Source organism: Facklamia sp. P13064 (genome assembly GCF_050409425.1).
Lineage (GTDB): Bacteria > Bacillota > Bacilli > Lactobacillales > Aerococcaceae > Facklamia.
In genome coordinates this window covers 82,426-109,244 of record NZ_JBNUPM010000003.1, presented here as the reverse complement: position 1 = coordinate 109,244, position 26,819 = coordinate 82,426, and the positions used below count along the sequence as shown (strand labels likewise).

At 37.7% G+C, this 26,819-nt stretch carries 36 protein-coding genes; 2 read left to right on the top strand and 34 right to left on the bottom strand.

Annotated features, from left to right (window positions below; all coding sequences use genetic code 11):
* The 34 genes from ACQV2S_RS02640 to nox form a co-directional block, all read right to left on the bottom strand.
* The gene (locus tag ACQV2S_RS02640) at positions 1-4,971 is read right to left on the bottom strand and encodes a S8 family serine peptidase (protein ID WP_428884970.1); all 4,971 of its coding nucleotides are present in this window, start codon (positions 4,969-4,971) and stop codon (positions 1-3) included.
* 181 nt (positions 4,972-5,152) lie between these two features.
* Positions 5,153-5,956, bottom strand: coding sequence for an energy-coupling factor transporter transmembrane component T family protein (locus ACQV2S_RS02635; RefSeq protein WP_428873272.1), 804 nt, complete (start codon positions 5,954-5,956; stop codon positions 5,153-5,155).
* Positions 5,949-6,854 (bottom strand): energy-coupling factor ABC transporter ATP-binding protein, encoded by a 906-nt coding sequence (locus tag ACQV2S_RS02630; RefSeq protein ID WP_428884969.1) that lies wholly within the window; start codon positions 6,852-6,854, stop codon positions 5,949-5,951. The genes ACQV2S_RS02635 and ACQV2S_RS02630 overlap by 8 nt, the downstream gene beginning before the upstream one ends.
* Positions 6,824-7,663, bottom strand: coding sequence for an energy-coupling factor ABC transporter ATP-binding protein (locus tag ACQV2S_RS02625; RefSeq protein WP_428873269.1), 840 nt, complete (start codon positions 7,661-7,663; stop codon positions 6,824-6,826). Before ACQV2S_RS02625 ends, ACQV2S_RS02630 begins: the two co-directional genes overlap by 31 nt.
* A 247-nt stretch (positions 7,664-7,910) precedes the next feature.
* Positions 7,911-8,291: a 50S ribosomal protein L17 gene (gene rplQ / locus ACQV2S_RS02620; RefSeq protein WP_258436808.1), complete on the bottom strand. Its 381-nt coding sequence runs from the start codon at positions 8,289-8,291 to the stop codon at positions 7,911-7,913.
* A gap of 23 nt (positions 8,292-8,314) precedes the next feature.
* Positions 8,315-9,259: a DNA-directed RNA polymerase subunit alpha gene (locus tag ACQV2S_RS02615; RefSeq protein ID WP_428873268.1), complete on the bottom strand. Its 945-nt coding sequence runs from the start codon at positions 9,257-9,259 to the stop codon at positions 8,315-8,317.
* Between the two features lie 73 nt (positions 9,260-9,332).
* Positions 9,333-9,725, bottom strand: coding sequence for a 30S ribosomal protein S11 (gene rpsK / locus ACQV2S_RS02610; RefSeq protein ID WP_090289495.1), 393 nt, complete (start codon positions 9,723-9,725; stop codon positions 9,333-9,335).
* Positions 9,726-9,750: 25 nt separating this feature from the next.
* On the bottom strand, positions 9,751-10,104 hold the full coding sequence (gene rpsM, locus ACQV2S_RS02605; RefSeq protein WP_428873267.1) for a 30S ribosomal protein S13: 354 nt from the start codon (positions 10,102-10,104) through the stop codon (positions 9,751-9,753).
* A gap of 22 nt (positions 10,105-10,126) precedes the next feature.
* Positions 10,127-10,240: a 50S ribosomal protein L36 gene (gene rpmJ / locus ACQV2S_RS02600; RefSeq protein WP_006908512.1), complete on the bottom strand. Its 114-nt coding sequence runs from the start codon at positions 10,238-10,240 to the stop codon at positions 10,127-10,129.
* A gap of 23 nt (positions 10,241-10,263) precedes the next feature.
* A complete protein-coding gene (gene infA, locus ACQV2S_RS02595; protein WP_090289497.1) occupies positions 10,264-10,482 on the bottom strand; it encodes a translation initiation factor IF-1 in 219 nt (72 codons plus the stop codon).
* Positions 10,483-10,486: 4 nt separating this feature from the next.
* On the bottom strand, positions 10,487-11,161 hold the full coding sequence (locus tag ACQV2S_RS02590; RefSeq protein WP_428884968.1) for an adenylate kinase: 675 nt from the start codon (positions 11,159-11,161) through the stop codon (positions 10,487-10,489).
* Between the two features lie 35 nt (positions 11,162-11,196).
* Positions 11,197-12,489 (bottom strand): preprotein translocase subunit SecY, encoded by a 1,293-nt coding sequence (gene secY, locus ACQV2S_RS02585; RefSeq protein ID WP_428873264.1) that lies wholly within the window; start codon positions 12,487-12,489, stop codon positions 11,197-11,199.
* Positions 12,489-12,929 (bottom strand): 50S ribosomal protein L15, encoded by a 441-nt coding sequence (gene rplO / locus ACQV2S_RS02580; protein ID WP_428873262.1) that lies wholly within the window; start codon positions 12,927-12,929, stop codon positions 12,489-12,491. The genes secY and rplO overlap by 1 nt, the downstream gene beginning before the upstream one ends.
* 31 nt (positions 12,930-12,960) lie before the next feature.
* Positions 12,961-13,140: a 50S ribosomal protein L30 gene (gene rpmD, locus ACQV2S_RS02575; protein WP_428873260.1), complete on the bottom strand. Its 180-nt coding sequence runs from the start codon at positions 13,138-13,140 to the stop codon at positions 12,961-12,963.
* 11 nt (positions 13,141-13,151) lie between these two features.
* Positions 13,152-13,655, bottom strand: coding sequence for a 30S ribosomal protein S5 (gene rpsE, locus ACQV2S_RS02570; RefSeq protein WP_428873259.1), 504 nt, complete (start codon positions 13,653-13,655; stop codon positions 13,152-13,154).
* A gap of 20 nt (positions 13,656-13,675) precedes the next feature.
* The gene (rplR, locus tag ACQV2S_RS02565) at positions 13,676-14,032 is read right to left on the bottom strand and encodes a 50S ribosomal protein L18 (RefSeq protein ID WP_428873258.1); all 357 of its coding nucleotides are present in this window, start codon (positions 14,030-14,032) and stop codon (positions 13,676-13,678) included.
* Between the two features lie 51 nt (positions 14,033-14,083).
* The gene (rplF, locus tag ACQV2S_RS02560; protein ID WP_428875090.1) at positions 14,084-14,620 is read right to left on the bottom strand and encodes a 50S ribosomal protein L6; all 537 of its coding nucleotides are present in this window, start codon (positions 14,618-14,620) and stop codon (positions 14,084-14,086) included.
* A gap of 31 nt (positions 14,621-14,651) precedes the next feature.
* Positions 14,652-15,050: a 30S ribosomal protein S8 gene (rpsH, locus tag ACQV2S_RS02555; RefSeq protein WP_428873254.1), complete on the bottom strand. Its 399-nt coding sequence runs from the start codon at positions 15,048-15,050 to the stop codon at positions 14,652-14,654.
* A gap of 34 nt (positions 15,051-15,084) precedes the next feature.
* On the bottom strand, positions 15,085-15,270 hold the full coding sequence (locus ACQV2S_RS02550; protein WP_428873252.1) for a type Z 30S ribosomal protein S14: 186 nt from the start codon (positions 15,268-15,270) through the stop codon (positions 15,085-15,087).
* Positions 15,271-15,284: 14 nt separating this feature from the next.
* Positions 15,285-15,827 carry a 50S ribosomal protein L5 gene (gene rplE / locus ACQV2S_RS02545; protein WP_428873250.1) on the bottom strand — a complete coding sequence of 181 codons (543 nt, stop codon included), beginning with the start codon at positions 15,825-15,827 and terminating at the stop codon, positions 15,285-15,287.
* A 20-nt stretch (positions 15,828-15,847) separates the two neighbouring features.
* On the bottom strand, positions 15,848-16,153 hold the full coding sequence (gene rplX, locus ACQV2S_RS02540; protein ID WP_428873248.1) for a 50S ribosomal protein L24: 306 nt from the start codon (positions 16,151-16,153) through the stop codon (positions 15,848-15,850).
* Positions 16,154-16,179: 26 nt separating this feature from the next.
* Positions 16,180-16,548, bottom strand: a complete 369-nt coding sequence (gene rplN, locus ACQV2S_RS02535) for a 50S ribosomal protein L14 (RefSeq protein ID WP_090289509.1) — start codon at positions 16,546-16,548, stop codon at positions 16,180-16,182.
* Positions 16,549-16,579: 31 nt separating this feature from the next.
* On the bottom strand, positions 16,580-16,843 hold the full coding sequence (gene rpsQ, locus ACQV2S_RS02530; protein WP_428873246.1) for a 30S ribosomal protein S17: 264 nt from the start codon (positions 16,841-16,843) through the stop codon (positions 16,580-16,582).
* Positions 16,844-16,868: 25 nt separating this feature from the next.
* Complete coding sequence (gene rpmC / locus ACQV2S_RS02525; RefSeq protein ID WP_090289511.1) at positions 16,869-17,063, bottom strand: 50S ribosomal protein L29; 195 nt, start codon at positions 17,061-17,063, stop codon at positions 16,869-16,871.
* Positions 17,053-17,487, bottom strand: coding sequence for a 50S ribosomal protein L16 (gene rplP / locus ACQV2S_RS02520; protein WP_258436790.1), 435 nt, complete (start codon positions 17,485-17,487; stop codon positions 17,053-17,055). The genes rpmC and rplP overlap by 11 nt, the downstream gene beginning before the upstream one ends.
* A 2-nt stretch (positions 17,488-17,489) precedes the next feature.
* Complete coding sequence (gene rpsC, locus ACQV2S_RS02515; protein WP_428875089.1) at positions 17,490-18,146, bottom strand: 30S ribosomal protein S3; 657 nt, start codon at positions 18,144-18,146, stop codon at positions 17,490-17,492.
* 3 nt (positions 18,147-18,149) lie between these two features.
* Positions 18,150-18,506, bottom strand: coding sequence for a 50S ribosomal protein L22 (rplV, locus tag ACQV2S_RS02510; protein ID WP_428873243.1), 357 nt, complete (start codon positions 18,504-18,506; stop codon positions 18,150-18,152).
* A gap of 18 nt (positions 18,507-18,524) precedes the next feature.
* Positions 18,525-18,806, bottom strand: a complete 282-nt coding sequence (gene rpsS, locus ACQV2S_RS02505) for a 30S ribosomal protein S19 (protein ID WP_090289515.1) — start codon at positions 18,804-18,806, stop codon at positions 18,525-18,527.
* A gap of 31 nt (positions 18,807-18,837) precedes the next feature.
* Positions 18,838-19,668, bottom strand: coding sequence for a 50S ribosomal protein L2 (gene rplB / locus ACQV2S_RS02500; protein ID WP_428873242.1), 831 nt, complete (start codon positions 19,666-19,668; stop codon positions 18,838-18,840).
* A 33-nt stretch (positions 19,669-19,701) separates the two neighbouring features.
* Entirely contained in the window at positions 19,702-19,998 is a 297-nt protein-coding gene (locus ACQV2S_RS02495) for a 50S ribosomal protein L23 (protein ID WP_090289517.1), read from the bottom strand.
* Positions 19,998-20,621, bottom strand: a complete 624-nt coding sequence (gene rplD / locus ACQV2S_RS02490) for a 50S ribosomal protein L4 (protein WP_428875087.1) — start codon at positions 20,619-20,621, stop codon at positions 19,998-20,000. Before rplD ends, ACQV2S_RS02495 begins: the two co-directional genes overlap by 1 nt.
* Positions 20,622-20,646: 25 nt before the next feature.
* Positions 20,647-21,282, bottom strand: coding sequence for a 50S ribosomal protein L3 (gene rplC / locus ACQV2S_RS02485; RefSeq protein WP_428873239.1), 636 nt, complete (start codon positions 21,280-21,282; stop codon positions 20,647-20,649).
* Between the two features lie 25 nt (positions 21,283-21,307).
* Positions 21,308-21,616, bottom strand: coding sequence for a 30S ribosomal protein S10 (gene rpsJ / locus ACQV2S_RS02480; RefSeq protein WP_428873238.1), 309 nt, complete (start codon positions 21,614-21,616; stop codon positions 21,308-21,310).
* A 341-nt stretch (positions 21,617-21,957) separates the two neighbouring features.
* On the bottom strand, positions 21,958-23,301 hold the full coding sequence (gene nox, locus ACQV2S_RS02475) for a H2O-forming NADH oxidase (protein ID WP_428882165.1): 1,344 nt from the start codon (positions 23,299-23,301) through the stop codon (positions 21,958-21,960).
* 261 nt (positions 23,302-23,562) lie between these two features.
* Between nox and ppdK the strand changes: the two genes are divergently transcribed.
* A complete protein-coding gene (gene ppdK / locus ACQV2S_RS02470; RefSeq protein WP_428873235.1) occupies positions 23,563-26,181 on the top strand; it encodes a pyruvate, phosphate dikinase in 2,619 nt (872 codons plus the stop codon).
* Between the two features lie 22 nt (positions 26,182-26,203).
* Positions 26,204-26,818: a helix-turn-helix transcriptional regulator gene (locus tag ACQV2S_RS02465; RefSeq protein WP_258436781.1), complete on the top strand. Its 615-nt coding sequence runs from the start codon at positions 26,204-26,206 to the stop codon at positions 26,816-26,818.
* Position 26,819 lies beyond the last annotated feature (1 nt).

The following is a 26,819-nucleotide window of genomic DNA, read 5'->3' as shown; positions in this document are numbered from 1 at the left end:
TTAATCTTTTAATTTTTTCTTTGAATACGCAAGGCTGCCTAAACCTAAGAAGGAAAGTATTGTTGCTACGATAGGATAAGCATGCTGACTCGTTTCTCCAGTAGCTGGTAAGACGCTAGCGCCTTCAGCATCAGATCCTACACCTTGATTCTTATCAAAACTTTCACCTTGCTGTGGTCTTGAACCAGCCTTAGGCTTCAAGTCTTTAGAATATCCCATTACAAGATTTTGCAATTCTAATAATTGAGCTTTTGTTAAATCGTTTAAGTTACTTGCCTCAATTTCATTCACTAAAGCTTGAGCTTTCTTAAGATCAAAATCTTTAGGCTTACGATAATCTTCGATATTCTTTAGTTTATATTTAAACATTTCAAAGTAAGCATTGAAGTTTTTAATTTCTTCTGATAATTCGTCTTCTTTTGCTTGTTCTGGTTTTGTTGGATCAGTTGGACTGGATGGTTCTTCCGGACTTAAATGCTCATCATTTACCTTAGTACCCATTAGAATGATCTCTGTTTGAGCCGGACGAATAACTTCTCCGGTTAACGGATTCAACAACCCTTTAACTCCTTCTTGAATAGTTAATTCGATTCCTTCTAATAAATAAGAGTCTGATTTTTTATCCGTTTCAAAATCAATTTCTACTGGACCATATTCCACAACTTTATCAGTCGCGTCTATAAGAATAACTAATTCACCATCTTCATCGATATTAGCTTTTCCTTCTTGACCTTCTTGGACAACGTTCATTTCACCCACAGCTAAATCTGCATTAAAACGTTTCACAACTTTAAATGGAATAGCTTTTAAATCTCTTAATTGAACTGGGATAGATGTTGCTTCACTTTCATTACCAAAGTCATCATAAACAGTAAAGGTTAGCTCTTTTCCTAACTTAGATTTAGGAATAGTATATAAAACTTTTCCTTCGACTGGGATAGGATTTAATAGTGAATCGAATGTCTTATCTACGCGACCGATCATGTCATTATCCGCCCATAATTCAACATAGTTCATGTTATCACTGAAGTCGATCTCGAAGTATAATAAATCCTTATCTGGACCAAAGACTTGGTTAACTTCAAGTTTTGGCGCTTCAATATCTCGTCTTATTCTTTGAGCCACTTGCTGCTTAACTAATTTATCGTTAGGACTCTTAACATAAGCAATCATTTCAATACTGTAAACTTTATTTTCGGTTAACTTCTCAGTAGATATATCTTCCTTAAAGTAGATCATACCCTCTATTTCTTCAAAAGCGACTGGGTGATTTTCTATAATGATATTTCCGTCTTCGTCACTCACTCGATACTCTAAATAATGAAGCTCATTATAATTTGAGATTTCACCTGAAAGGTCAATGAATTCTTGATACTCACCATATGGCTGGAAGTACCAAGGGCTATTAGTAACAATTGATGGTAAGTCGGTTGTATCTAAGCCTTTTTCTGCAATATATTCTTCTGGATTGCTCGGAGCCTCACCATAAGCTTTGTTCTCTTCAGTTACCTCTGCTTCTGGTTCTTCTCCTGGTTTAATATCAGATCCTCTTTCGACTTCTTCTAAAGTACCATCAGCTAATAAGCGATATTGTTTAATATTTCGAGCGTTGTCATATACCCAAATATCTAAGTCTTTATCTTCAAAACCTTCTTCTAGATTAATTGTAAATGTTTCTTTTAGTAATTGTGGATTATCATTCTTATTAACTTCTTGCCAAGATACAAATTGATCGCCACTATAAACCTCTACTGCAAAAATGCCAGATAAGTTATCTTCTACTGATAAAGTTACTTTGTTTTGTTCACGTTTGGCTTCTAACATAGCATCACTATTATCTAGTACAAACTTATACTCATAACGCTGTCTTTCAGCATCTGGCGCATCAATTTGTGCTTCGATTACATAATAATATTCACCTTCATCTACTTTCTCACCAAATGTATCGGTGAAATCCCAGCCAGTTCCCCAAGGATCTTGTAAGAATCGATATTGATCTTGGTATAAACGAGCAACTTTAAACATACGATTGATGATGGAAAGATCACGTATTTTTTCTCCAGCAGCATTTTCCACGTGGAAAGTTACATCGACTGCGTCACGTAAGAAAGCTAATTTCGGCGTTACTTTGTTTTCAAAGCCATCTTTCTCATTACTATTAACAAAAATCACCTTATCATCTTCAACTCGCCATGCATTAAAGTAATCCCAACCCTGTTCTAAACGCTTACGAACAAAGGCTGTTTTGTCGACACCACCATCCTCGTATTCAATCGGTAAGAAGTTGACATCTTTAGCGTCGGCAAAATCAATCATTTCATCAATAATCGGTAATTTATCCCATTCCCCCTTGAAACCAAAGAAAGGCAATGACAATTCAGTGGCTTTAGAATCAACTGGCTTGAAGAAGAAGTATCCTTGGACGTATTGATTTTGATCGATACCCATAGTTGAAATGATTTGTTCCATTGTTGCTGTTTGACCAGCTTTAACAGTAATTTCACCTAAACTCTCTTCCTTAATCGTTTCGGTTGTTTCTGTATAGCGACCTTCTTCATTAATCTTATCTTTTAATAAAACATAAGAAACAGTATAGGTCTGATCGTCTTTACCATAGTTTTTCAGTTTTAGATTAGCTACAAATTGATCTTGAACTTCTTTTATTTCAAGCTTTCCGTCTTCTTTTGTATCTGTCTCATTAGTTGCCACAACAGTCACAAGATTATCTAAGGCTTTTTTGATATTCGCAAGACCTGCACCTTGTTGAATAGGAGTGTAATAAGAAGCACCCTCTTCAAGTGTATTTAACTTTGGAACGGCTGTATTCATTAAAATCAGCATTGCTAAGTCATCCTGTAATGGATCTTTTTCTTTCCCATTACGGACTAAAATACCTTCATCATAAAGTCTTTGCATTACAAGAGCAGCCATGCCCGATAAGTGAGGTGTTGCCATCGATGTTCCCGACATATTCTGATAACGATCATCACTCATTAAACTATAAATGAAACCACCTGGTCCGGCGATGTCCGGTTTTAATAGCAAGTCTGTAGAAGGCCCCCAAGAAGAAAATTCGCTGAGATTACCTGCCGTGAAAGCATCAAATGCTTGTAGTTCTTTAGAAATTTTGAAAAGGGCATCTTGATTAGAACTAGCAATTTCCTTAAGCTTCTGTCCAGACTCCTTAGTCACAAACATAATTGGAATATCTAAATTCTCTAAACCTGTCATTTCCATAGTATAAGGGCTTTCTAAATTATCATAAATAATTAGTCCTGCCGCATTGCGTTCTCTAGCTAACTGATATTTCTCATTAAATGAAGCATCCCCACGTTGGACCAGAACAATTTTCCCAGTAAAATCGACCTCTGCATTGTTGGTATCTTTATACAGTTCGTAATCTTCTACATTACCTTTGCCAAATTCTACAAGTGGTAATTCTTCACTGAATCCTTCAGGATAGGTAAAGGAGCCTGGGAAGTATTTAACTTCTTCTCCTGCTTTTACTTGAACATAGCGTTTCATTTCTTTTAAGTTATCGAATGAAGCAATCGACATGGAAGGATCCACACTGGCCGGATAGCCCATCGTGCTATTATCTGGATTTTTACCTAGTTGAGTATAATCTGTCCCCCAAGTAGCGTTACGGTCATTACCTGCTGCAATCATTGGAAGAATTCCTTTATCGCGAGCGTTTTGAACGGCTTTTGCCATTGGAGTATCACCCATAATGTTAAAGCCACTTGACATACCTAGAGACATATTAATGATATCAGCACCTAATTTAACCGAATCATCAAACGCTTTCATCCAAATGTCTTCATAAACTGTTGCGTTTACTTGATCTTCTGAGAAGGCTTTCATTAATAGTAATTGTACATGTGGCGCGATTCCACGAATACCACCCTCTTCTGGGTCACCATTTGCTCCAATCGTACCAGCTACGTGGTTTCCATGCTCATCTTTAGACTGTAAAGTGTCTACATTGTCAGCATAATTATAACCATATGCAATTTTATTAGAGTACCATTTACCTGGTAATCCTAATTTTTGAATCATTTCATTCATTTCTGCTTCATCATAACGTTTTTCGATATCATCAGCTAAAATGAAATCACGATGATAAGGATCAAAGCCTGTATCAATAACTGACACAACAATGTTTTCACCCTTATATTCTGTTTGGTAATCAGCTAATAAATCCATTCCAATTAAAGGACCAGAATTAATCATATTAGCTTCGGCTACTGGGCGTGTGTAACTTTGCGATACATTTACAGACAAGACTTGAGTCATCGACTTAAGTTGATCAATTGTAGCTTGGTTAGCTACAGCTGAGAAACCTGTAAATGAAGCTGAATATTCTTGTTCACCTTCTAAAGTAAGCCCTTGACCAGCGAGAAGATCAGTAATTTCTTTGATGGTTTTCTTTACTTCTTCTTCACTTTCTTTAATAGCTAACTGATAGAGTGTCTCGTCACGATAGTCTGCTCGATCAATAGCTGCTAGGTTATTGGTGCGCACAATTATCTTAACTTTATCTTCGGCTACTGCTTCATCATCTTTAGCTTCTGTTGTTTTAGTTGGCTCTGCTGTTTCTTCTAAGACTGTTGTTTCAACAGCTTCACTTGTTTCAACCGTTTCACTTGTTTCAACTATCTCAGTGTTTTCAATAGTCTCAGTTTTTTCAATTGAAGTTGATGTCTCCACTATTTCACTTGTCTCTATGATCTCTTTTTTAGGAATCGCTTTCAATTTTTCATTTGAAAATTCTTTCGCTTGCTGTTTTTCCTCCACTGAATTCGTGGTAACTTTTTGATCCGACTCCCTAGTAGTCTGTTGATGACTGTTTTCTTGAAGCTGAACTTGATCCACTTTTACTTCTTGTTCTTCAGCATTAACTTGATTAGCCTGTGCCATCATCATTAACGCAAGCCCACAAGAACTAAGCACCTTCAATCGATTATTCATAAAATTCCTCCTCAAACGTTTTCATATGGATACATTTTAACAGATTTTTTTAAAATTTGATAGTGAATATAAGAAATAAATGAGTGTTTTATTAAATTGTAAGGGCTTGATTTTAATATTGTTAAACTATTAAAAATCCCTAAACACTAGGTTTAGGGTGCAATAAGATTGTAGTTTTAAATTAAATATAAAACCGAATAGTTAGAATGATTACGGTGATTAAAATCATGACAATTAAAACAATCACGTCGTTGCGATCATAATCTAAGTAACGGTACTTTGTTCGCCCCTCAGCACCATGATACCCACGTGATTCCATGGCCGTAGCTAGTTCCTCTGCTCGATTAAAAGCGGAAACAAATAGTGGAACAAGTATAGGAACAATTGCTTTCATCCGTTCCATCATAGACCCTTCATCAAAATCCACTCCTCTTGAACGTTGAGCATTCATTATAGTTTGAGCCTCATCTAAAAGTGTCGGTACATAACGTAAGGCAATTGACAACATTAAGGCTACTTCATGCGATGGAAATCCAAAATGTGTTAAAGGACGCAACAGATGTTCAATACCATCAGTTAACTCAAGCGGAGCAGTTGTTAAAGTTAAAATGGTTGACATCATAATAATTAAGAACAAACGCATAAAGATATAAAAGCCGCCTAATAATCCTAGCGATGTAATCGAAATGGGTCCCCAATTAAAATAAACCTGTCCTCCTGTTGTAAACAATATCTGAAAAATGACCGTAAAAAGAATAATCCATAGCATAGGCTTTAATCCCTTAAAGAAAAAACTAAGCTTCAACCGACTCAATTTGATGCCTATTAACAATACTAGAAATAAAGTTCCATATCCTACTACATTATTTGCAAAAAAAACAAGTAAAATAAAATAGAAAGTAGCAATCAATTTAGTGCGAGGATCGAGCGCATGAATCCATGAATCAATTTGAATATAGCGACCGATTAATATCTTATCATTCATTAGCGCTAGCCTCCCAATCATTTTGTTGATGATTAATGTCAATTAGAATCTCTGCTAGTTGTTCTACTGTTAGAGGAGATTGCTTAATTTTTTTCATGAGATCTTCAGGAATTTTATCATCTAATAAATCAATAAACGCTAAAGTCTGTGGTAAACCTAATTGCTTTTCTCTCAACCATTCGGGATCAGAGAATACTTCTGAAGGAGTTCCTTGCTTAACAATCTGGCCATTTTCCAAAACCACCACATTATCGGCATACTTGGCCACATCATCCATCTGATGAGTAACTAATACGAGAGAAAGATGATAGTCCTTTTGCAATTGCATAAACATTTCCAGCATGGTGATTTGTCCCAGTGGATCCAGACCAGCCGTTGGCTCATCTAAAATTAAACCTTCTGGTTGCAATGCCAGTACACCGGCGATAGCAACTCTCCGCATTTGACCTCCACTTAAATCAAATGGTGACCGCTCAAAAAGTTCTTCATCGATTCCCACTAAACTTAGCATATCACGGGCAATTCGCTCGGCTTCTTCTTTAGAAACACCAAAATTTTGTGGACCGAACATAACATCTTTTAACACTGTTTCTTCAAAGAGTTGACTTTCGGGAAATTGAAAAACTACACCGATTTTTTTTCTTAGTGCTTTAAGGTTTTTATCTTTTGATTCGGATGTGATCACCCGACCGTCAATAATCAATTTGCCCCTAGTTGGTTTTAATAAGACGTTTAGGTGTTGGATAAGGGTAGATTTACCTGATCCTGTATGACCTATAATAGCTGTGACTTTTCCTTGTGGGATTTCTAAATCAATCCCTTTAAGTACAGGAACTTCAAAGGGGGTTCCTGGCGAATAAGTGAAATCTACTTGTTCAAATACGATTGAGATAGCCATTCTGCCATTTCCTCCTCTGTTAAGTAGTAGTCTGGGACATCCATTCCCTTTTCTTTTAGTTGCAAACGTAATTTCTCAGCAAAAGGAAGATCTAAACCCATTTCAATTAGGGATGTACCCATAGAAAAAATGTTAGCAGGAATATCTTTATAAATTACTTTTCCTTCTTTTAAAACGATGATTTGATCAGCTAGACTGGCTTCATCAATATCATGAGTAATGGAAATGACCGTCAATCCATACTTTTCTTTGATTTCTCGAACGACTTCGACCACTTCTTTACGTCCTAAAGGATCCAACATAGCCGTTGATTCATCCATGATGATAATGTCTGGACGTAAAGCAACAACTCCAGCAATAGCAATTCTTTGTTTTTGCCCACCTGAAAGTCTTGCTGGCTCTTTTTTTAAGAAATCAAGCATTCGGACTTGTTGAACAGCTTCTTTTACGCGAACTTTCATTTCTTCACGATTGACCCCGTTATTTTCAAGACCGAAGGCCACGTCATCTTCGACAGTCGCACCGACGAATTGGTTATCAGGGTTTTGAAAGACCATACCAACTGATCGACGAATATCCCAAACAGTCTCTTCTTGTAACTTCATGCCTTTAACGTATATTTCTCCTTCGTAAGGCACTAGAAGACCATTAATCGTCTTTGAAAGAGTAGACTTGCCCGATCCATTCGGACCAATGAGCGCTACCCATTCCCCTTTATTGATACTTAAAGAGATATCCTTAATAGCGTCTTTCTCGGCGCCAGGATACTGAAAAGAAACTGAATCGATTCGGATAATTTCTTCTTTCATTATTGTCTCCTTAAAAGATATTCTTATATTAATAGTTAAAGTCGTTTGCTTTCCTTAACTATTAATACAAGTTTTATGTATAAAAAAAACACTTCAAGATGATAGCAGGATTGAGATTAGAAATTCGGCTAATCCCAATCCACCAATTATATTGGTTGCTATAGAGCTAGACTCCTCGATTATCTCTTGAAATCATAACACTCTCCATCATCAAAGTGAATTAGTCAACTTAAGAAATAGCGTTATCTTAAACTAGCTCTAAGATAACCATCGGTGCACCGTCGCCACGACGAGGACCTTTCTTAAGGATACGTGTGTATCCACCATTACGTTCAGCGTAACGCTCAGCATAAGTATCAAACACACGATTTAATACAGTCTCAACCACTACCTCATCACCTTCGATACGAGCATCTGCAATTTCATTGCGTAAGAATGCTGCTGCACGACGACGAGAAGCTAAATCACCTTTTTTACCCAGAGTGATCATTTTATCAACTGTCTTACGAACTTCTTTAGCGCGGGCTTCAGTTGTTTCGATACGCTCGTTGATAATCACATCTGTCGTTAAATCACGTAGTAAAGCCTTACGTTGTGAACTCGTACGACCTAATTTACGATATGACATTCAGTTTCCTCCTTTACTCTCTACTAGTCTTCTTCACGTAAGCTTAATTCTAAACCAGCTAATTTATTTTTCACTTCATCTAATGACTTACGGCCGAGGTTACGAACCTTCATCATTTCAGCTTCGGATTTATTAGTTAGCTCTTGAATTGTATTTATTCCGGCACGCTTTAGACAATTATAAGATCGAACAGACAGATCAAGTTCTTCTATCGTCATGACAAGAACTTTTTCTTTTTCTGCTTCTTCTTTTTCTACCATAATTTCAGTATTACGTGCTTCATCATTCAAATCTACAAAGATATTTAAATGTTCAGTTAAAATTTTTGCAGCTAAACTTAGAGCTTTTTCTGGACTTATTGACCCATCGGTCCATATATCCAATGTAAGCTTATCATAAATATTTCGCTGTCCAATCCGAGTGTTTTCAACTTGATAGTTTACTTTTTTGATTGGAGTGTAGATCGAATCAATCGGCAATACACCAATTGGTGTATCTTCTCGCTTATTATGTTCACTTCGAACAAATCCACGACCATTTGACACATTCATTTGCATATTCAATTGAGCACCTTCTGCTAAGGTACAAATATACAAGTCAGGGTTTAGGATTTCGATTTCATTATCATGAATAATATCTGCTGCTGTTACTGTTTTAGGACCTGCAACATTTAATTCGATCACCTTATCTTCTTCTGTATGTGTATTGAAAGCTACTTCTTTTAAATGCAAAATGATGGTTGGAACGTCTTCAACCACACCTTTTATTGTAGCAAATTCATGAACTACGCCTTCAATTTGAACACTTGTAATCGCTGATCCTGGTAATGAAGATAACAAAATTCTACGTAATGAATTTCCAAGGGTTGTTCCATAACCACGTTCAAGTGGCTCAACGACAATTTTACCATACTTAGCATCGTCACTGATTTCAATCGTTCTAATATCTGGTTTTTCAATTTCGATCATCGATTATTTGCCCCTTTCAAAACGTTTGTCGCGATGATAATTTCGTTTCTAAACGGATTCTACACAATTATCATTATACACGGCGACGTTTTGGTGGACGGCATCCGTTGTGTGGAATTGGTGTAACATCACGAATAGCTGTAACATCTAATCCAGTTGCTTGTAATGAACGGATTGCAGACTCACGACCTGAACCTGGACCTTTAACAGTTACTTCGACTGTCTTCATGCCATGATCCATTGCTCCTTTAGCTGCAACCTCAGATGCCATTTGCGCTGCAAATGGAGTTGCTTTCTTCGAACCACGGAATCCAAGTGATCCAGCTGATGACCATGAAACAGCATTTCCATTCACATCAGTGATCATAACAATCGTATTGTTAAAGGTTGAACGAATATGAGCAATTCCTTTTTCAATATTCTTTTTAACACGACGACGACCTCTACGTGCTTGTTGTTTTGCCATGAATTTTAACCTCCTTTGTTAAGTTCTATCTAATTGGTTTCTTAGGACCTTTACGAGTACGTGCATTATTTTTAGTGTTTTGTCCACGTACAGGTAAGTTACGACGATGACGGATACCTCTTAATGAACCAATATCTTGAAGACGTTTGATGTTCATGCTGACCTCACGACGTAAGTCTCCTTCAACACGAATCTTATCAATGATTTCACGGATACGATCCAATTCGTCGTTCGTTAAATCTTTTACACGTGTATCTTCAGAAACATTTGCCTCTTCTAAGATTTTCTTAGCAGTTGAGTTGCCGATACCGAAGATATACGTTAAAGAAATAACCACACGTTTTTCGCGGGGAATATCTACTCCTGCAATACGAGCCATGCAATTTCCTCCTTCTTAATTATTATCCTTGACGTTGTTTGTGTTTTGGATTTTGACAAATCACCATAACTTTTCCTTTACGGCGAATAACTTTGCATTTTTCACAAATTGGTTTTACTGATGCTCTAACTTTCATTATACTCCTCCTTATTTCGTAGACTACTTAAAGCGATAGGTAATGCGGCCACGAGAAAGGTCATAAGGGGATAATTCAACAGTGACTTTATCTCCAGGTAGAATACGGATATAATTCATACGGATTTTACCAGAGACGTGTGCTAATATTTCATGACCATTCTCAAGTTCTACCTTGAACATAGCGTTCGGTAGAGTTTCCATAATAATACCTTCTACTTCAATTACATCATCTTTTGCCATTCACTTACCTCCTATGGACGAAGTTATATAATTTACTTAACACTTCTTGAATCTTGCTATAAACTTGATCGATAGAATTTTCTCCACTCACTCGGTGCAACAATCCAAGTTCTTCGTAATAAGCTAGAATTGGTTGAATCGATTCCATTTGGAGATTAATACGATGAGCAACTTTTTCAGGTTTATCATCTTCACGTTGATAGAAGTCATGAGCGCCACATGAATCACATGTGTTCTCTACTTTTGGTGGATTATAAATCTTATGGTAACTTGCTCCACAAGATCCACAGATAATTCTTCCACTTAAGCGTTCTTTTAGAACTTCAGGAGCCACATCAATGTAAATAACGGCATCGATTTTAGAATCGAGGCTTTCAAGGTTGTCACTTAAAGCGCGGGCTTGTTGTAAAGTTCTTGGATAGCCATCCAACATAAAGCCATTTTCTTTTACGTCGCTTTGATTTAAACGTTCTTTAACAAGTCCGTTAGTAATTTCATCTGGAACGAGATTACCATTGTCGGTATATGATTTCGCCTCTAGTCCTAGTGGCGTCTCATCTTTAATCGCTTGCCTGAATATATCGCCAGTAGCAATATGGACAACCGGATAGTCTCGAGTAATTTGTTCACTCTGAGTTCCTTTACCAGCACCAGGTAAACCCATTAATAATATATTCATTAATTAATCATCCTTTATATTTGTCTATTACGCAATTATAAATTCAAGAAACCTTGATACCGACGTTTAATCATACGACCTTCAATTTGCTTAGCTGTTTCAATCGCTACTCCAACTACAATTAGCAAACTTGTACCTGACAAAGCAATATTAGCGGGAACTTTCCAAATGAAGCTCACGACAATTGGTAATAGTGCAATCACTGTTAAGTAAATTGAACCTACACCACTCAAGCGATTAATTAAACGAGTAATGTAATCTTCAGTATCTTTTCCTGGCCGTACACTCGGAATATATGCAGCTTGTTTCTGTAAGTTTTCAGCTACCTTTTCTGGATTCACTTGAATTAATGAATAGAAGAAGGTGAATGCGATTAAAAGAATTGTATAGAATACCGCACCATACGGATGCTGAATGTTTAATACCTTGCTAAGTAATTCCATCACGCCACCCTCAGGATTTGGATTAATTAAACCGATAATCGTTTGAGGCGTAGTTAAAAATGATGTCGCAAAGATGACTGGAATAACTCCAGCAGAGTTAATTTTTAGCGGCAAATGCGCCATATGTCTAGCGCCAGATACTTTTTTGGAGTGGTGGATCGGGATGCGACGCTGAGCCCTTTCCATTATGACGACAATGGTTGTCATAACAATAAGAGCTAGAACAACTCCTAAACCAATTAGAATATTGATTCCCAATTTGTCGCCAGCTCCAATGATCATCGTATTCACAAAAGCGACAACTTCCTGTGGAATTTGTGCTAGAATACCTGACATAATTAAAATAGAAATCCCATTACCGACACCCTTACGTGTAATTTGTTCACCTAACCAAACGAGTAACATGCTGCCCGCTGTTAAGACAAGAGCAATTGTTAAATAGGTGGAAGGTTGTGGATTCTTAATTAAACCTAAACCGGACATACGGTTTAAACCATATGAAAGACCAGCTGATTGGATATAGCCTATGACTATGGCTAAGTATATCGTCCACTGGTTTAATTTACGTCGTCCCACTTCACCTTGCTTGGCCCATTCAGTAAACTTTGGAATAATATCCATTTGTAAGAGTTGAACAATAATGGAAGCTGTAATATAAGGCGAGACTCCCATAGCAAACAGTGAATACCGGCCTAAGGCTCCTCCACCAAATGTGTTTAAGAGCCCCAAAAGACCATTACTTGCTATTGAATCTAAAACTTTCGCATTTACTCCTGGCATAGGGATATGCGATCCTAATCTAAAGATTGCTAAAATAAACAAGGTGAAAAGAATTCTTCTTCTAACATCTCGCGAACTAAAAGCATTCTTAATAAATGTGAACATTAGATCACCTCGATTGAACCGCCAGCTGCAGTAATAGCTTCCTCTGCAGTTTTAGAGAACTTGCTAGCTTGAACAGTCAATTTTTTCTCTAAGTTACCCTCACCTAAGATTTTTACTCCTGATAATTCTTTTTTAATAACACCTGATTCAATCAATAAAGCCGGTGATACAACGGTTCCCTCGTCGAACATATTTAATGTCTCAAGATTAACAATTGCATAGTCTTTACGATTAACATTAGTGAAACCACGTTTTGGTAAACGTCTGAATAGAGGTTGTTGTCCTCCTTCAAATCCTAACCGTACACCGCCACCTGAACGCTGTTTATGTCCGCCTTGTCCACGACCAGCTAATTTACCGTTACCTGAACCTTGTCCACGACCTACACGGTTACGTTCCTTGCGCGCACCTTCAGCGGGTTTTAATGTGTGTAATTTCATATTGGCACCTCCTTATACTAGTATACTAGATTTAAGCTTCTTTTACTTCTACTAAGTGACTAATTGTTTGGAGCATTCCACGAATAGCTTCATTATCAGGTTTTATAACGGTTTTATAAGTTTTTGTTAACCCTAAAGCTTTGGCAGTAGCTACATGATTCTTTTTACGACCAATTAGGCTACGTTTTAAAGTGATTTCTAAGTTTGCCATGGACTTTCCTCCTAACTTAATAATTCTTCTACTGTTTTACCACGCAATTGAGCCACTTCTTCAACCACTTTTAGTTGCTTCAAAGCTTCAACAGTCGCGCGAATCATATTAATAGGTGTATTAGAACCTAATGATTTAGAAGTTACATCAGCAACACCTGCTAATTCCATAACGGCACGAACAGGCCCTCCTGCAGCAACTCCAGAACCGGCTTGTGCTGGTTTAAGCAGAACGCGTCCACCACAGAATTCACCGATAACTTCATGAGGAATCGTTGTTCCTGCCATTGGGACAGTTACTAGGTTTTTCTTAGCCGCTTCGATTGCCTTACGAATTGCTTCTGGAACTTCTTGAGCTTTACCGGTTCCAAAACCAACGTGTCCTTCTTTATCTCCAACAACTACAAGTGCTGAGAAACGTAAACGACGTCCACCTTTTACAACTTTAGTTACTCGGTTAATCGCTACTACACGTTCTTCAATTTCACCTAAATTTTCTGGTTTAATATTAACCATCGATCGGTTTCCTCCTTTTCTTAAAATTCGAGTCCATTTTCACGTGCAGCTTCAGCTAAGGCTTTAACACGTCCGTGATAGATATATCCGCCACGGTCAAATACTACGACTTTAATTCCTTTTTCAGCAGCGCGTTCAGCAATTAATTTTCCAACAGCAGAAGCTTGTTCTGTTTTACTTGCCTTAGCTACTGACTCATCTTTACTAGAGGCACTTGCTAGCGTCACACCCGCTACGTCATCAATTAATTGAGCGTAGATGTTTGTATTTGAACGAAATACGTTTAAGCGTGGGCACTCAGCAGTACCAGAAATCTTATTACGAATACGATTATGGCGTTTTTTACGCGACTTATTTTTATCTGGTTTAGTAATCACAATGGTCACCTCTTTAATTTAATTTTGAATTTAATTTGATAAATAATTCGATTATTTACCAGTTTTACCTTCTTTGCGAATAACATATTCATCAACATAACGAATTCCTTTGCCTTTATATGGTTCAGGTGGTCGAATGCCACGAATATTAGCTGCTAATTCGCCAACTTTTTCTTTATTATAACCGTTAACAATGATTTGTGTGTTTGAAGGAACTTCAAATGATACACCTTCTGAAGCTTCAAACTCAACCGGGTGTGAAAGACCTACGTTTAGAACTAACTTAGTACCTTGTAATTGAGCACGATATCCAACACCAATTAATTGAAGTTCTTTTTTAAAGCCTTCAGAAACACCAACAACCATATTATTAATTAAAGAACGGGTTGTTCCATGTAATGAGCGATTTACTTTTGAATCGTTTGGACGGCTAAATGTAATCTCTGATTCATTAATTTCAATCTTGATGTTTGGACTAACTTCTCTAGTTAATTCACCTTTTGGTCCTTTGACAGTCACTGTATGACCATCCATTGAAACGGTTACGCCAGCTGGAATTGTTACGGGATTATTTCCTATACGACTCACAGGGGCTGCACCTCCTTTAATTTTATAAGTTTTACCAAATATAAGCTAACACTTCGCCACCAATACCTTGTTGACGAGCTTCTTTATCTGTTATCACACCATTTGATGTTGAGATAATTGCAATCCCTAAACCATTTAGTACTTTAGGAATATCTTCTGACTTAGCATAAATACGTAATCCTGGTTTAGAAATACGCTTGATACCAGTAATAACCTTTTCATCATTACGGCCATACTTCAAGAAGATAGTGATTTCATTTTGTTTGTTATCTTCAGTGATTTCAAAGTTTTTGATGAAACCTTCTCTTTTTAAGATTTCAGCAATCGCAACTTTAGCATTTGAAGAAGGTGCAGATACTATTTTATGTCCTACACTGTTTGCATTACGAATTCTTGTTAGAAAATCTGCAATTGGATCTGTCATTGCCATGTGGATTTACCTCCTTTGATTAATTATATATTTCTTACCAGCTTGCTTTTTTAACGCCTGGAATTTGTCCTTTATAAGCAAGTTCGCGGAAGCAAATACGGCAAAGCTTGAACTTACGGTACACAGAGTGCGGACGACCACAACGTTCGCAGCGAGAATACTCTTGAACCTTGAACTTTGGTTTGCGTTGGTTTTTAATTCTCATTGATGTTTTAGCCAAAGATAATGCCTCCTTTATTTCTTGAATGGCATGCCTAATTCTTTTAGAAGGGCATGTGATTCTTCATCAGTGTTTGCAGTAGTTACAACAACAATGTCCATTCCACGTACTTTATCTACATTATCGTAACTAATTTCCGGGAAGATTAATTGTTCTTTAACACCTAGTGTGTAGTTACCACGACCGTCGAATGCACGGCTTGAAATCCCTTGGAAGTCTCTTACTCGTGGTAGTGCGACCGAGATTAATTTATCTAAGAAATCATACATTCTTTCGCCACGTAAAGTTACTTTTGCACCAATTGGCATGCCTTCACGTAAACGGAAACCAGCGATTGATTTCTTAGCTTTAGTAATGATTGGTTTTTGCCCAGAAAGTAAAGTTAATTCATCCACTGCTTTTTCTAAGTTTTTAGCATTTCCAGTTGCGTCACCCACACCCATGTTGACTACGATTTTCTCAACTTTTGGGACTTGCATAATTGAAGAATAATTAAATTGCTCTACCAATTTTGGGGCAACTTCATTAAGATATTTTTCTTTTAAACGATTTGTCATTTAAAGTTCCTCCCTTCTAATTAATTGATAGTTTTATCTGATTTTTTAGCAAAACGAACTTTTTTGCCATCTTCAAAGCGGTAACCTACACGACTTGCTTCGCCAGTTTCTGGATCCACTAATTGAACATTTGATACATGAATCGCTGCTGGGAATTCTTCAATTCCACCAGTTTGTGTTTGACTTGGCTTACGATGTTTCTTCGCAATGTTAATTCCTTCTACAACAACTCTATCTTCACTTGGAATACTTTTAATAACCGTACCTTGTTTCCCTTTATCTTTACCAGAAATCACAAGGACTTTATCTCCTGTTTTAATACGCATGAACTGTTTCCTCCTTTTTCTTAAAATTACAGAACTTCTGGAGCTAATGAAACAATCTTCATGAAGTTGTTATCACGCAATTCACGTGCAACTGGTCCAAAGATACGTGTCCCACGTGGGCTCTTATCGTCTCGAATAATTACACATGCATTTTCGTCAAACTTAATATAAGAACCATCCTTACGGCGAGCTCCTGATTTAGTTCGAACGATTACCGCTTTAACAACATCACCTTTTTTGACAACTCCACCTGGCGTTGCGTGTTTAACCGTTGCAACGATGACGTCGCCTATATTAGCTGTTTTGCGCCCTGATCCGCCTAACACTTTAATTGTCAACACTTCACGAGCTCCTGAATTATCAGCAACTTTTAATCGACTTTCCTGTTGAATCATTTCGTTATCCTCCTTCCGATTTTCGCAATTATTAGATAATTACTGCTTCTTCAACAATTTCTAATAAACGGAAGCGTTTCGTAGCAGATAATGGACGAGTTTCCATGATACGTACGATGTCGCCTTCTTTAGCTTGATTTAACTCATCATGAGCTTTATATTTCTTAGAATATTTTACACGTTTACCGTATTTAGGATGAATTTTACGTGTGTCTACTTGCACAGTAATGGTTTTGTCCATTTTATCTGACACTACACGTCCTTGGTAAACTTTACGTTGGTTACGTTCAGTCATTTAATATGTGCCTCCTTTGTCGTTTTTACTTAGACAATTCTTGCTCACGCAAGACTGTTTTTATGCGAGCAATAGATTTACGTACTTGACGTAAACGGGCAGTGTTTTCTAATTGTCCTGTTGCTAATTGGAATCGAAGGTTAAACAATTCTTGCTTAAATTCTTTTTCTTTTTCAACCATTTCAGCAGTGGATAATTCTCTTATTTCATTAATTTTCATTCGATTCACCACCATATTCTTCACGTTTTACAAATTTTGTCTTGATTGGCAATTTATGGGAAGCTAAACGGAAGGCTTCTCTAGCGATCTCTTCGCTCACACCGTCAATTTCAAATAGAACTTTTCCACGTTTTGTAGGTGCTACCCATCCTTCGGGTGCCCCTTTACCTTTACCCATACGAACACCAATAGCTTTACTTGTATATGATTTATGAGGGAAGATCTTAATCCATACTTTCCCACCACGTTTCATATAACGTGTCATAGCGATACGGGCAGCTTCGATTTGACGGTTGGTAATCCAACCTGTTTCTGTAGCTCTTAGACCGTATGATCCAAAGTCAACTTGCTTTCCACCTTTTGCTTCTCCGCGCATTTTACCACGGAATTCACGACGGTGTTTTACACGTTTAGGTACTAACATGATTAATTTCCTCCTCTCTGAGAGTTATTTTTAGTTGGTAAGATTTCACCACGACAAATCCATACTTTCACTCCAAGTTTTCCATATTGAGTGTCTGCTTCTTCCCAAGCATAATCAATATCAGAACGTAGCGTATGTAATGGAACTGTTCCTTCAGTATAGTGCTCAGTTCTTGCCATATCCGCACCATTTAAACGGCCAGAAACCATCGTTTTAACTCCTTTAGCGCCAGCTCTCATCACACGTTGGATGGCTTGCTTTTGAGCCCGACGAAATGCCACACGGTTTTCTAATTGTTGAGCGATATCTTCTGCAACTAATTTAGCATCTAATGCTGGTTCTTTAATTTCAACAATGTTTAATTGAACTTGTTTGCCGGTTAATTTATTTAGTTCAGCACGTAATACGTCGACTTCTGATCCACCTTTACCAATTACCATACCTGGCTTAGCTGTGTTAACAGAAACTACAACGCGGTTTGCTGCACGTTCAATTTGAATAACGGATACAGAGGCATCAGCTAATTTCTTGTAGAGATACTCACGAATCTTGATATCTTCGTGTAAATAGTCTGCATATTGCTTGTCTGCGTACCATTTAGTATCCCAATCGCGGATGATGCCAACTCGCATTCCAATCGGATGTACTTTTTGACCCATTAATTAAGCCTCCTCTTTTTCTGATACCACAATTGTAATGTGGCTTGTACGTTTTAAGATCGGTGAAGCTGACCCTTTAGCACGAGGACGGAAACGTTTCATGGTTGGTCCTTCGTTAACGTATGCTTCACTTACATACAACGTTTCTAAATCTAAGTCATAATTATGTTCAGCATTTGCAATAGCTGACATTAATACTTTTTCTATAATTGGTGAACCAGCTTTTGGAGTGAACTTCAAAATAGCCATTGCTTCTCCAACTTGCTTGCCCCTGATAAGATCCATTACTAAGCGAGCTTTACGAGGAGCAATTCGAACTGTTTTTGCCATTGCCTTAGCAGATGTAATTTGTTCAGACATCTTATATACCTCCTCTTATTAGCGTTTCTTAGTTTTCTTATCTTGGTCAACGTGGCCTCTATATGTACGTGTAGGAACGAACTCTCCTAACTTATGACCGACCATATCTTCTTGGATAAATACAGGCACGTGCTTACGGCCATCATATACAGCAATTGTCATCCCAATAAAATTAGGGAAAATTGTTGAACGACGAGACCATGTCTTAATCACTTGTTTTTTTTGGGCATCTTGTTGAGCCTCTACCTTTTTCATTAAATGTTCATCTATAAAAGGTCCTTTTTTCAAACTACGAGTCACAATGTAGCCTCCCTTCAGAATTTATTGGTTATTATTTCTTACGTCCACGAATAATTAATTTGCTAGATTTCTTCTTAGCGTTACGAGTTTTAACACCCATAGCTTTTTTACCCCATGGTGTCATTGGTGATGGACGACCGATTGGAGTACGACCTTCACCACCACCGTGTGGGTGATCGTTAGGGTTCATTACAGATCCACGAACAGTTGGACGTTTTGATAACCAACGAGAACGTCCTGCTTTACCAATATTAATCAATTCGTGTTGTTCGTTACCAACTGTTCCGATCGTTGCACGGCAAGTTGATAAGATCATGCGAACTTCACCTGAGTTCAGACGAACTAGAGTGTATTTGCCTTCTTGTCCTAAAACTTGAGCACTTGTACCAGCTGAACGAATTAATTGTCCACCTTTTCCTGGTTTTAATTCCACGTTGTGAATAACTGTACCAACCGGAATATTAGATAGTGCTAAAGCGTTTCCTATTTGGATATCCGCATTGTCACCAGACTCAATTTTTTGGCCTACTTTAAGGCCTTTAGGTGCTAGAATATATGTTTTAACACCGTCTTCATAATGCACTAGAGCAATGTTAGCAGTACGATTTGGATCGTATTCAATTGTTTTAATTGTTCCGACTACTCCATCTTTATTACGTTTAAAATCAATCACACGGTAAGCACGTTTATTTCCACCACCGTGGTGACGTACGGTTATTTTTCCTTGACCATTACGACCTGCACGTTGTTTTTTTGACTCTAACAAGCTTTTTTCAGGTGTTTTTGTAGTGATCTCTGAAAAATCATATCCAGTCATGTTACGACGTCCATTAGTCGTCGCTTTATAATGTTTAATTGCCACTGCGTTACCCTCCTATTTTAATATTTTCCAGAATTACTCAGCGTCTTCGCCAAACAATTCGATCCGGTTTGAATCTTCTGTTAAGGTAACCACTGCTTTTTTGTACTTACGAGTGAAACCTTGATAACGTCCCATTCTCTTTGCTTTTCCATCTACATTAATAGTATTAACTTTCGCTACTTTAACACCTTCAAACATTGCTTCAACAGCTTGCTTGATGTGAGTCTTATTAGCACGACGGTCAACCTCGAAAGTATATTTATTATCATCAATGGCTAGCATTGATTGTTCGGTAATTACTGGACGTAATAAAACTTCTGATAATTGCATTATGCTAAAGCCTCCTCTACTGTTGAAAGCGCAGCTCTTGTAATTAAGATACGATCCGCATTAATTACATCTAAAACATTCACATTCAAATCATCAATCACTTTTACATTTGGAATGTTACGTGCAGATAAGTACGCTGTTTCATTTGCACCTTCTAAGATTAATAATGTTTTGCTATCAATATTTAAGTTGTTTAATACCGCTTTGAATTCTTTTGATTTTGGTGCGTCAAAGACTAATTCATCAACAACTGTTAACTTCTCATCCATAACTTTTTGAGATAGCACAGAGTTTAAGGCTAAACGACGCATTTTCTTAGGTAATTTGTAACTGTATGAACGAGGTGTTGGTCCAAAGACAATTCCACCGCCTACCCACTGTGGTGATCTAGTAGAACCTTGACGCGCACGTCCAGTTCCTTTTTGTCTCCACGGTTTACGTCCTCCACCGCTAACGGCTGAGCGATTTTTAACCGCGTGAGTCCCTTGACGTAGTGAAGCTCTTTGCATTACGACTGCTTCGAAAACTACCGCTTCATTAGGTTCAATTCCGAAGATTGCTTCGTTTAATTCAACTTCTCCTGCTTGTGTTCCATCTTGTTTAAATAATGTAACTTTTGGCATTTGCTCGTTCCTCCCCTCTTAGATATTATTTAACTGTTTTAATTGCTTGTTTAATTTCAACGAGTGACTTCTTAGCACCTGGAACGTTTCCTTTAATAAGAATCACATTGTTTTCGCTATCTATTGATACGATTTCCAAGTTTTGAATAGTGATACGTTCGCCACCAGTTTGTCCAGGTAATTTTTTACCTTTAAACACTTTAGAAGCGTCTGACGCCATACCCATTGATCCAGGACGACGGTGGTAACGAGAACCGTGAGCCATAGGTCCACGAGATTGTCCGTGGCGCTTAATAGCTCCTTGGAAACCTTTACCTTTGGATGTACCCGTCACATCGACGATGTCACCAACTGCGAATGTTTCAACTGTGATTTCTTGCCCTACTTCATATTCTCCTAGCTCAACATCACGAAATTCGCGAACGAAGCGCTTAGGAGTAGCATTAGCTTTTGCTACATGACCCTTATGTGGTTTATTAGTCAATACTTCACGTAAATCTTGGTATCCTACTTGAACTGCTTCATAGCCATCTGTTTCAACTGTTTTAACTTGTAAAACAACGTTTGCAGGAGCTTGGATAACAGTAACAGGAATTAATTCACCATTTTCAGTAAAGTATTGAGTCATTCCGACTTTAGTTCCTAAGATTCCTTTGGTCATGAGTACACCTCCATTATTTTATTTTTTATAATTTGATTTCTACGTCCACACCGCTTGGTAAGTCTAACTTCATTAAAGCGTCTACTGTTTTAGCAGTAGGGTTAACGATGTCGATCAAACGTTTGTGTGTACGCATTTCGAACTGCTCACGAGAATCTTTATACTTGTGTGTTGCACGAATAACTGTATAAACAGAACGGTCTGTTGGTAAAGGGATTGGACCCGATGTCTTAGCCCCTGTTCTTTGAGCAGATTCAACTATTTTCGCTGCAGAAACATCAAGAGCACGGTGCTCATAAGCTTTTAAGCGAATACGAATTTTTTGATTTGCCATTTTTATTTCCTCCTTCGTCAATATAAAATATGTGACTTGCTCCACAAGAATTTCTAACAAACCAGCCCTTGGCAACTTGGCCTGGCGTGTCACAACCTCTCGTTTCACTGCATATCTCCCTCTTCTCGAGGGATTGTGCCCATTTCGGGGCAGAACCCTCCAATTGACACAACCGATATTATACCGAAGATAGATTGCTAATGCAAGCGATAATCAAAGCTTTCTTGAGTATTTATAAAAAAAGATAGCTTTTATGTTTTTTTTAGCTGCAGGAAAACTAATATCAATTTTCCTAGAAAAACATAATTGCTACCTTATTATATAGAGGATTTTAAATTATCTTACTTTAATTGTTTTTTAGCTTTTAAAGCAGCCACAGTAATGTAATTATACGGTTGGTTAAAGTGAGGTAGGAAGAAGGTATCTAATAAGGCTAACTTATCAATCGTAACTTCTTCTTGAATAGCTAGTGAAAACATATGGATTAATAAAGATACATCGTAATCTGAAGCTAGCTGAGCCCCTACTATCCGACGACTTGTCTTTTCATAGACAATTCTTATTTTGACTTGATGATTTTCAGGCATAAATCCGGGAAATTGTGTATCTTCATGTTCTACATAGTCTACATCAACACCTGCTAGTTCAGCTGCCTTTAACGTCAAACCAGTTGAGACTAATTTTAAGTTGAAAATATTAATTCCGTTTGATCCCTGTACACCAGCTCCTTCCAACTCAGTACCTGCAAGGTTATGAGCTGCAACAATACCTGATCGAACCGCATTAGAAGCTAAGGCAATGTATGTTGTATCCTGAATGGCATTGGAGTAATTGCTGGCACAGTCTCCAATCGCATAGACATCATCATCTGATGTTTTAAAATGGCGGTCTACAAGATATGCTCCACCTTCAAATAAGTCGAGATGGTCTTTACCTAACTCGGTATTCGCTTGGAAGCCGATTGAATTAATTACCACATCTGCTTCATAAGTGCCCTTATCTGTTCTCACAGCCTTAACTTTACCGTTTTCACCGATATATTCTTGAACTAATTCACCAAAATGTGTTGATATGCCATTACGCTCTAAGTTTTGGTCCATCATCTTAGCGAATTCAGGATCATAGTAACTAGCTAGTGAAGTTTTTTCAGCATCAAAAATGCGAACGTTTTTTCCACGTCTCTTAGCAGCTTCAGCAATTTCGACACCGATATAACCTGCACCAATTACACAAACATTTTTTGCCCCTTTATCTGCTAAGGCTTTATCAACCGCTTGTCCTTCTTGGAATAATTTTAAGAAGTGTAATCCTTCCAAATCATAACCCGGGAATTTAGGAGTGATTGGCAATGATCCTGTAGCTAAGATTAATTTATCATAGCTTTCCTCAAGTTTTTCGCCATCTTTTTTCAGAGCGTATACCTTTTTATTCGAAAAATCGATGTTAGAAACCTCAGTTTCAGTATAAATTCGGGCTCCTTTTTTAGCGAAAGCCTCCTCGTTTGTATAGAAAAGACCCTTATAATCATCAATTTGACGACCTACCCATAAAGCTGTTCCGCAGCCAAGATAAGAAAGATTTGAATTACGTTCCAACATCACAATTTCGTGCTCTGGATAATTTTCTAACAAAGTATTTGCCGCTGCTATTCCAGCATGGTTTGTTCCAATGATGATCACTTTCATAAATATTTCTGCCTCCAAATTGTTTTTTCACAAGCTAATTGTACGCCTATATTTTACCATTCTCTCGAAAATAAGTCAATTTTTACCCTTCTTTTTATCATGTGCTTTCATTAAACATTTTAGCGTTTAAATAAGCAACACTATTAAACTTACATAGCGTTAAAAACAATAATTTTTGTGGCTTATTTTAGATTGACAAGTAATAGTATGCATTATATAATACGATAAGTTGCACTACTTAAATTTTTAGGAGGTTTGTTGATGAAACGTGTTTATGCATTTGGTGAAGGAAATGCCAAAATGAAGGATCTATTAGGCGGTAAAGGAGCCAACTTGGCTGAAATGACTAGTCTAGGCTTCCCTGTTCCCCAAGGATTTACTATTTCGACTCAAGCATGTTTGGAATACTTAGAGGAAGCTAAGGGGTTAAAAACTGAGCTTAAAGATGAAATTGCCGAAGCCGTGAGCCATCTTGAAGAAATCTCAGGCAAGACCTTTAATGATCCAGAAAAATTATTATTAGTTTCCGTTCGCTCTGGAGCAAAAATCTCTATGCCAGGTATGATGGATACTATATTAAACTTAGGGCTTAACGATGAAAATGTCTTAAAATTAGCTCAAATCACCAACAATGAACGTTTCGCATACGACTGTTATCGTCGTCTTCTACAAATGTATGGGAACGTCGTTTATGAAATCGATATGGCTAAGTTTGAAAAAATTCTTAAGCAAGTTAAATTAGACAATCATTTGCACTATGATTACGAATTGACAGCTGAACACCTTAAAGGAATTGTTAAAGATTATCAAGCTATCTATCAAGAAGAATTGAACCATCCATTCCCTCAAGATGTTTACCAACAGATTTACGCAGCGGTTGAAGCTGTCTTCAAATCTTGGAATAATCAACGGGCTATTGTTTACCGTCGCTTAAACAATATTCCAGATGACTTAGGTACTGCTGTTAACATCCAAGAAATGGTCTTTGGTAATAGTGGCGAAACTTCTGGTACAGGTGTTCTCTTCACACGTAATCCCGCAAACGGTAAGCACGAATTATACGGTGAGTACTTAACTAATGCACAAGGAGAAGACGTAGTTGCTGGTATACGTACCCCTGTTTCAATTAATCGTCTACGTGACCAATTCCCTAACATCTATCAACAAATCATAGAATTAACTGAGAAACTTGAAAAGCACTATTCGGATATGCAGGATATTGAGTTTACGATTGAGGATAAAAAATTGTATATTCTGCAAACAAGAAATGGCAAGCGGACTGCTCAAGCAGCTGTCAAAATTGCGGTGGACTTTGTAAATGAAGGCATCTTATCACCCGACCAAGCCCTTCTAACTATTAATCCAGAATCCCTCCATACATTGCTACACCCTGCCTTTGATCCGAATGCTCTAAATCAAGCTGAATTAGTTTCTAAGTTGGGCTTGCCAGCCAGTCCGGGTGCTGCAACTGGACAAATCGTTTTTGATGCAGTCACTGCAAAAGAGTGGGCAGATGCTGGCAAATCAGTTATTTTAGTGCGTCATGAAACTTCACCAGAAGATATTGTGGGTATGAACTCTGCTAATGGCATTGTAACCAGTCAAGGAGGAATGACTTCTCATGCAGCGGTTGTTGCTCGCGGAATGGGTAAATGCTGTGTAGCTGGTTGTAGTGAATTGGACATCAATGAAGATAAGAAGACTTTATCTTATCCTGGTGGTCAACTAAATGAAGGAGATATCATTTCTGTAGACGGTACGACAGGATGTCTTTACATCGGTGAAATCCCAACAGTTGCAGGCGGAGCAAATGAAGACTTAGATAAGGTCTTAGAATGGTCTCGTCAGCATGCTCAATTAGCTATTCGTATGAATGCCGAAACAGCTTCAGATATTGAAAACGGTTTACGTTTTGGAGCAGTTGGTATTGGACTAGTTAGAACTGAACATATGTTCTTCCAAGAAGACCGTCTAATAGCCATCCGCAAATTCTTACTTGCCAAAAACCCTGCTGATCGTCAAACATCTTTAGATGCTATCCGTAATTTCCAAACCGAAGATTTTTCACATATCTTTGAGTTAATGCAAGAAAAACCAGTGGTAGTACGTTTGTTAGATGCTCCTTTACATGAGTTTTTACCGCATGGTCAAAATGAAATCAAACAAGTTGCTAAACAACTTCAAATTGATGCTTCTGAATTGAGTGACCGGGTGCAATCTATGAAGGAAGTTAACCCTATGATGGGCCACCGTGGTTGTCGTATGGGAATGTCCTACCCTGACTTATATATCATGCAAGCAGAAGCAGTTATCCGATCAGCTATGAAAGTAGCAAAAGACGGTGTTAAAGTTAAACCAGAAATCATGATTCCTTTAGTGAGTAGTCAAGCTGAATTAATTCACTTGAAAGCAAAAATAAAAGAACACTTAGAAAATGTTCTAAAGCAAGAAAAGGTAAGTATGGAATTTACAGTTGGAGTAATGGTTGAAACACCTCGTGCATGCTTAATTGCCGATCAATTAGCAAATGACGCTGAATTCTTCTCGTTCGGAACCAATGACTTGACTCAACTAACCTTTGGCTACTCACGAGATGACGCTGGTAAATTCTTAAATCAATACCTTGACCAAGGCATTTTAAAAGATGATCCTTTCCAAACTATTGATACTTTTGCTGTTAAAGAACTTGTTGAGATAGCTGTAGAACGAGGACGATCCGTGAAAGAAAACTTGAAAATTGGTGTTTGTGGAGAACTAGGAGGAGACCCTCGTTCCATTGAACACTTCCACCAAGTAGGGCTTTCATATGTATCTTGCTCACCTTACCGTGTACCAATTGCACAATTAGCCGCTGCACAAAGCGCTATTAAAAACGTATAATTAATTAACTAGGAGGGGAACTATGAAACTTTCACCCCGACAAGAAGAAATCATCTCAATCGTTAAAGAAAATGAACCAATCACCGGCGACGAAATTGCTAGTAAGCTTGGTTTAACAAAATCAACATTGCGTAGTGATTTCGCTGTCTTAACCATGACGGGCATCCTCGATGCTCGTCAAAAAGTAGGCTATATTTATTCTGGATTAACTGAAAAATCCTTATTATATGAAGCATTTTCAGAGTATCTTGTTAAAGATATTATGGTCCAGGCTATCACAGTTACACCTGATACTACAGTCCAAAACGCAATTACTCACTTATTTATGTATGATGCTGGTTCTATCTATGTAATTGATGAAGAAGACCACAAGCTAGCAGGTATCGTGTCGCGTAAGGATTTACTCCGCTCAGCGATTGGTCAGTTAATGGATACACCCTTAACCATTATAATGACCAGAATGCCAAATATTATTGTCGCTCAACCCGATCAAACGGTGCTTGATGCGGCACGCCTAATATCTGAACACCAGATTGATTCACTGCCAATCGTAACCGCTGACTATGAAATACTTGGCAAAGTATCAAAAACTCATATCGTGAATCTTTTGGTTGAATTAAGCCAATCGGAGGAATAAT

Excerpts from the sequence above, each read along its gene's own strand:
- ACQV2S_RS02495 (WP_090289517.1), bottom strand. The coding sequence starts at position 19,998 with ATGCAATTATCAGAAGTTTTATTACGTCCAGTAATTACCGAACAATCA.
- nox (WP_428882165.1), bottom strand. The coding sequence starts at position 23,301 with ATGAAAGTGATCATCATTGGAACAAACCATGCTGGAATAGCAGCGGCA.
- rpsQ (WP_428873246.1), bottom strand. The coding sequence starts at position 16,843 with ATGACTGAACGTAACCAACGTAAAGTTTACCAAGGACGTGTAGTGTCA.
- rpsJ (WP_428873238.1), bottom strand. The coding sequence starts at position 21,616 with ATGGCAAATCAAAAAATTCGTATTCGCTTAAAAGCTTATGAGCACCGT.
- infA (WP_090289497.1), bottom strand. The coding sequence starts at position 10,482 with ATGGCAAAAGATGATGTAATTGAAGTAGAAGGTATTATTATGGAAACT.
- rplD (WP_428875087.1), bottom strand. The coding sequence starts at position 20,621 with ATGCCAAAAGTTACATTATTTAAACAAGATGGAACACAAGCAGGAGAA.
- rpmJ (WP_006908512.1), bottom strand. The coding sequence starts at position 10,240 with ATGAAAGTTAGAGCATCAGTAAAACCAATTTGTGAAAAATGCAAAGTT.
- rplE (WP_428873250.1), bottom strand. The coding sequence starts at position 15,827 with ATGACAAATCGTTTAAAAGAAAAATATCTTAATGAAGTTGCCCCAAAA.
- ACQV2S_RS02590 (WP_428884968.1), bottom strand. The coding sequence starts at position 11,161 with ATGAATATATTATTAATGGGTTTACCTGGTGCTGGTAAAGGAACTCAG.
- rplC (WP_428873239.1), bottom strand. The coding sequence starts at position 21,282 with ATGACCAAAGGAATCTTAGGAACTAAAGTCGGAATGACTCAATACTTT.
- rplO (WP_428873262.1), bottom strand. The coding sequence starts at position 12,929 with ATGAAATTACACACATTAAAACCCGCTGAAGGTGCGCGCAAGGAACGT.
- rpsK (WP_090289495.1), bottom strand. The coding sequence starts at position 9,725 with ATGGCAAAACAACAAGCACGTAGAGGTCGTCGTCGTGTTAAAAAGAAT.
- rplQ (WP_258436808.1), bottom strand. The coding sequence starts at position 8,291 with ATGTCATATCGTAAATTAGGTCGTACGAGTTCACAACGTAAGGCTTTA.
- ACQV2S_RS02465 (WP_258436781.1), top strand. The coding sequence starts at position 26,204 with ATGAAACTTTCACCCCGACAAGAAGAAATCATCTCAATCGTTAAAGAA.
- ACQV2S_RS02630 (WP_428884969.1), bottom strand. The coding sequence starts at position 6,854 with ATGGCTATCTCAATCGTATTTGAACAAGTAGATTTCACTTATTCGCCA.
- rpmD (WP_428873260.1), bottom strand. The coding sequence starts at position 13,140 with ATGGCAAACTTAGAAATCACTTTAAAACGTAGCCTAATTGGTCGTAAA.
- rpsE (WP_428873259.1), bottom strand. The coding sequence starts at position 13,655 with ATGGTTAATATTAAACCAGAAAATTTAGGTGAAATTGAAGAACGTGTA.
- rplP (WP_258436790.1), bottom strand. The coding sequence starts at position 17,487 with ATGTTAGTACCTAAACGTGTAAAACACCGTCGTGAATTCCGTGGTAAA.
- ACQV2S_RS02625 (WP_428873269.1), bottom strand. The coding sequence starts at position 7,663 with ATGAAAGAAGAAATTATCCGAATCGATTCAGTTTCTTTTCAGTATCCT.
- rpsH (WP_428873254.1), bottom strand. The coding sequence starts at position 15,050 with ATGGCAATGACAGATCCAATTGCAGATTTTCTAACAAGAATTCGTAAT.
- rplV (WP_428873243.1), bottom strand. The coding sequence starts at position 18,506 with ATGTCTGAACAAATTACATCTGCTAAGGCAATGGCAAAAACAGTTCGA.
- rpsC (WP_428875089.1), bottom strand. The coding sequence starts at position 18,146 with ATGGGTCAAAAAGTACATCCGATTGGAATGCGAGTTGGCATCATCCGC.
- ACQV2S_RS02635 (WP_428873272.1), bottom strand. The coding sequence starts at position 5,956 with ATGAATGATAAGATATTAATCGGTCGCTATATTCAAATTGATTCATGG.
- rplX (WP_428873248.1), bottom strand. The coding sequence starts at position 16,153 with ATGCGTATTAAAACAGGAGATAAAGTCCTTGTGATTTCTGGTAAAGAT.
- rpsM (WP_428873267.1), bottom strand. The coding sequence starts at position 10,104 with ATGGCTCGTATTGCAGGAGTAGATATTCCCCGCGAAAAACGTGTGGTT.
- rplN (WP_090289509.1), bottom strand. The coding sequence starts at position 16,548 with ATGATTCAACAGGAAAGTCGATTAAAAGTTGCTGATAATTCAGGAGCT.
- ACQV2S_RS02615 (WP_428873268.1), bottom strand. The coding sequence starts at position 9,259 with ATGATCGAAATTGAAAAACCAGATATTAGAACGATTGAAATCAGTGAC.
- ACQV2S_RS02640 (WP_428884970.1), bottom strand. The coding sequence starts at position 4,971 with ATGAATAATCGATTGAAGGTGCTTAGTTCTTGTGGGCTTGCGTTAATG.
- secY (WP_428873264.1), bottom strand. The coding sequence starts at position 12,489 with ATGTTCACATTTATTAAGAATGCTTTTAGTTCGCGAGATGTTAGAAGA.
- rpmC (WP_090289511.1), bottom strand. The coding sequence starts at position 17,063 with ATGAAAATTAATGAAATAAGAGAATTATCCACTGCTGAAATGGTTGAA.
- ppdK (WP_428873235.1), top strand. The coding sequence starts at position 23,563 with ATGAAACGTGTTTATGCATTTGGTGAAGGAAATGCCAAAATGAAGGAT.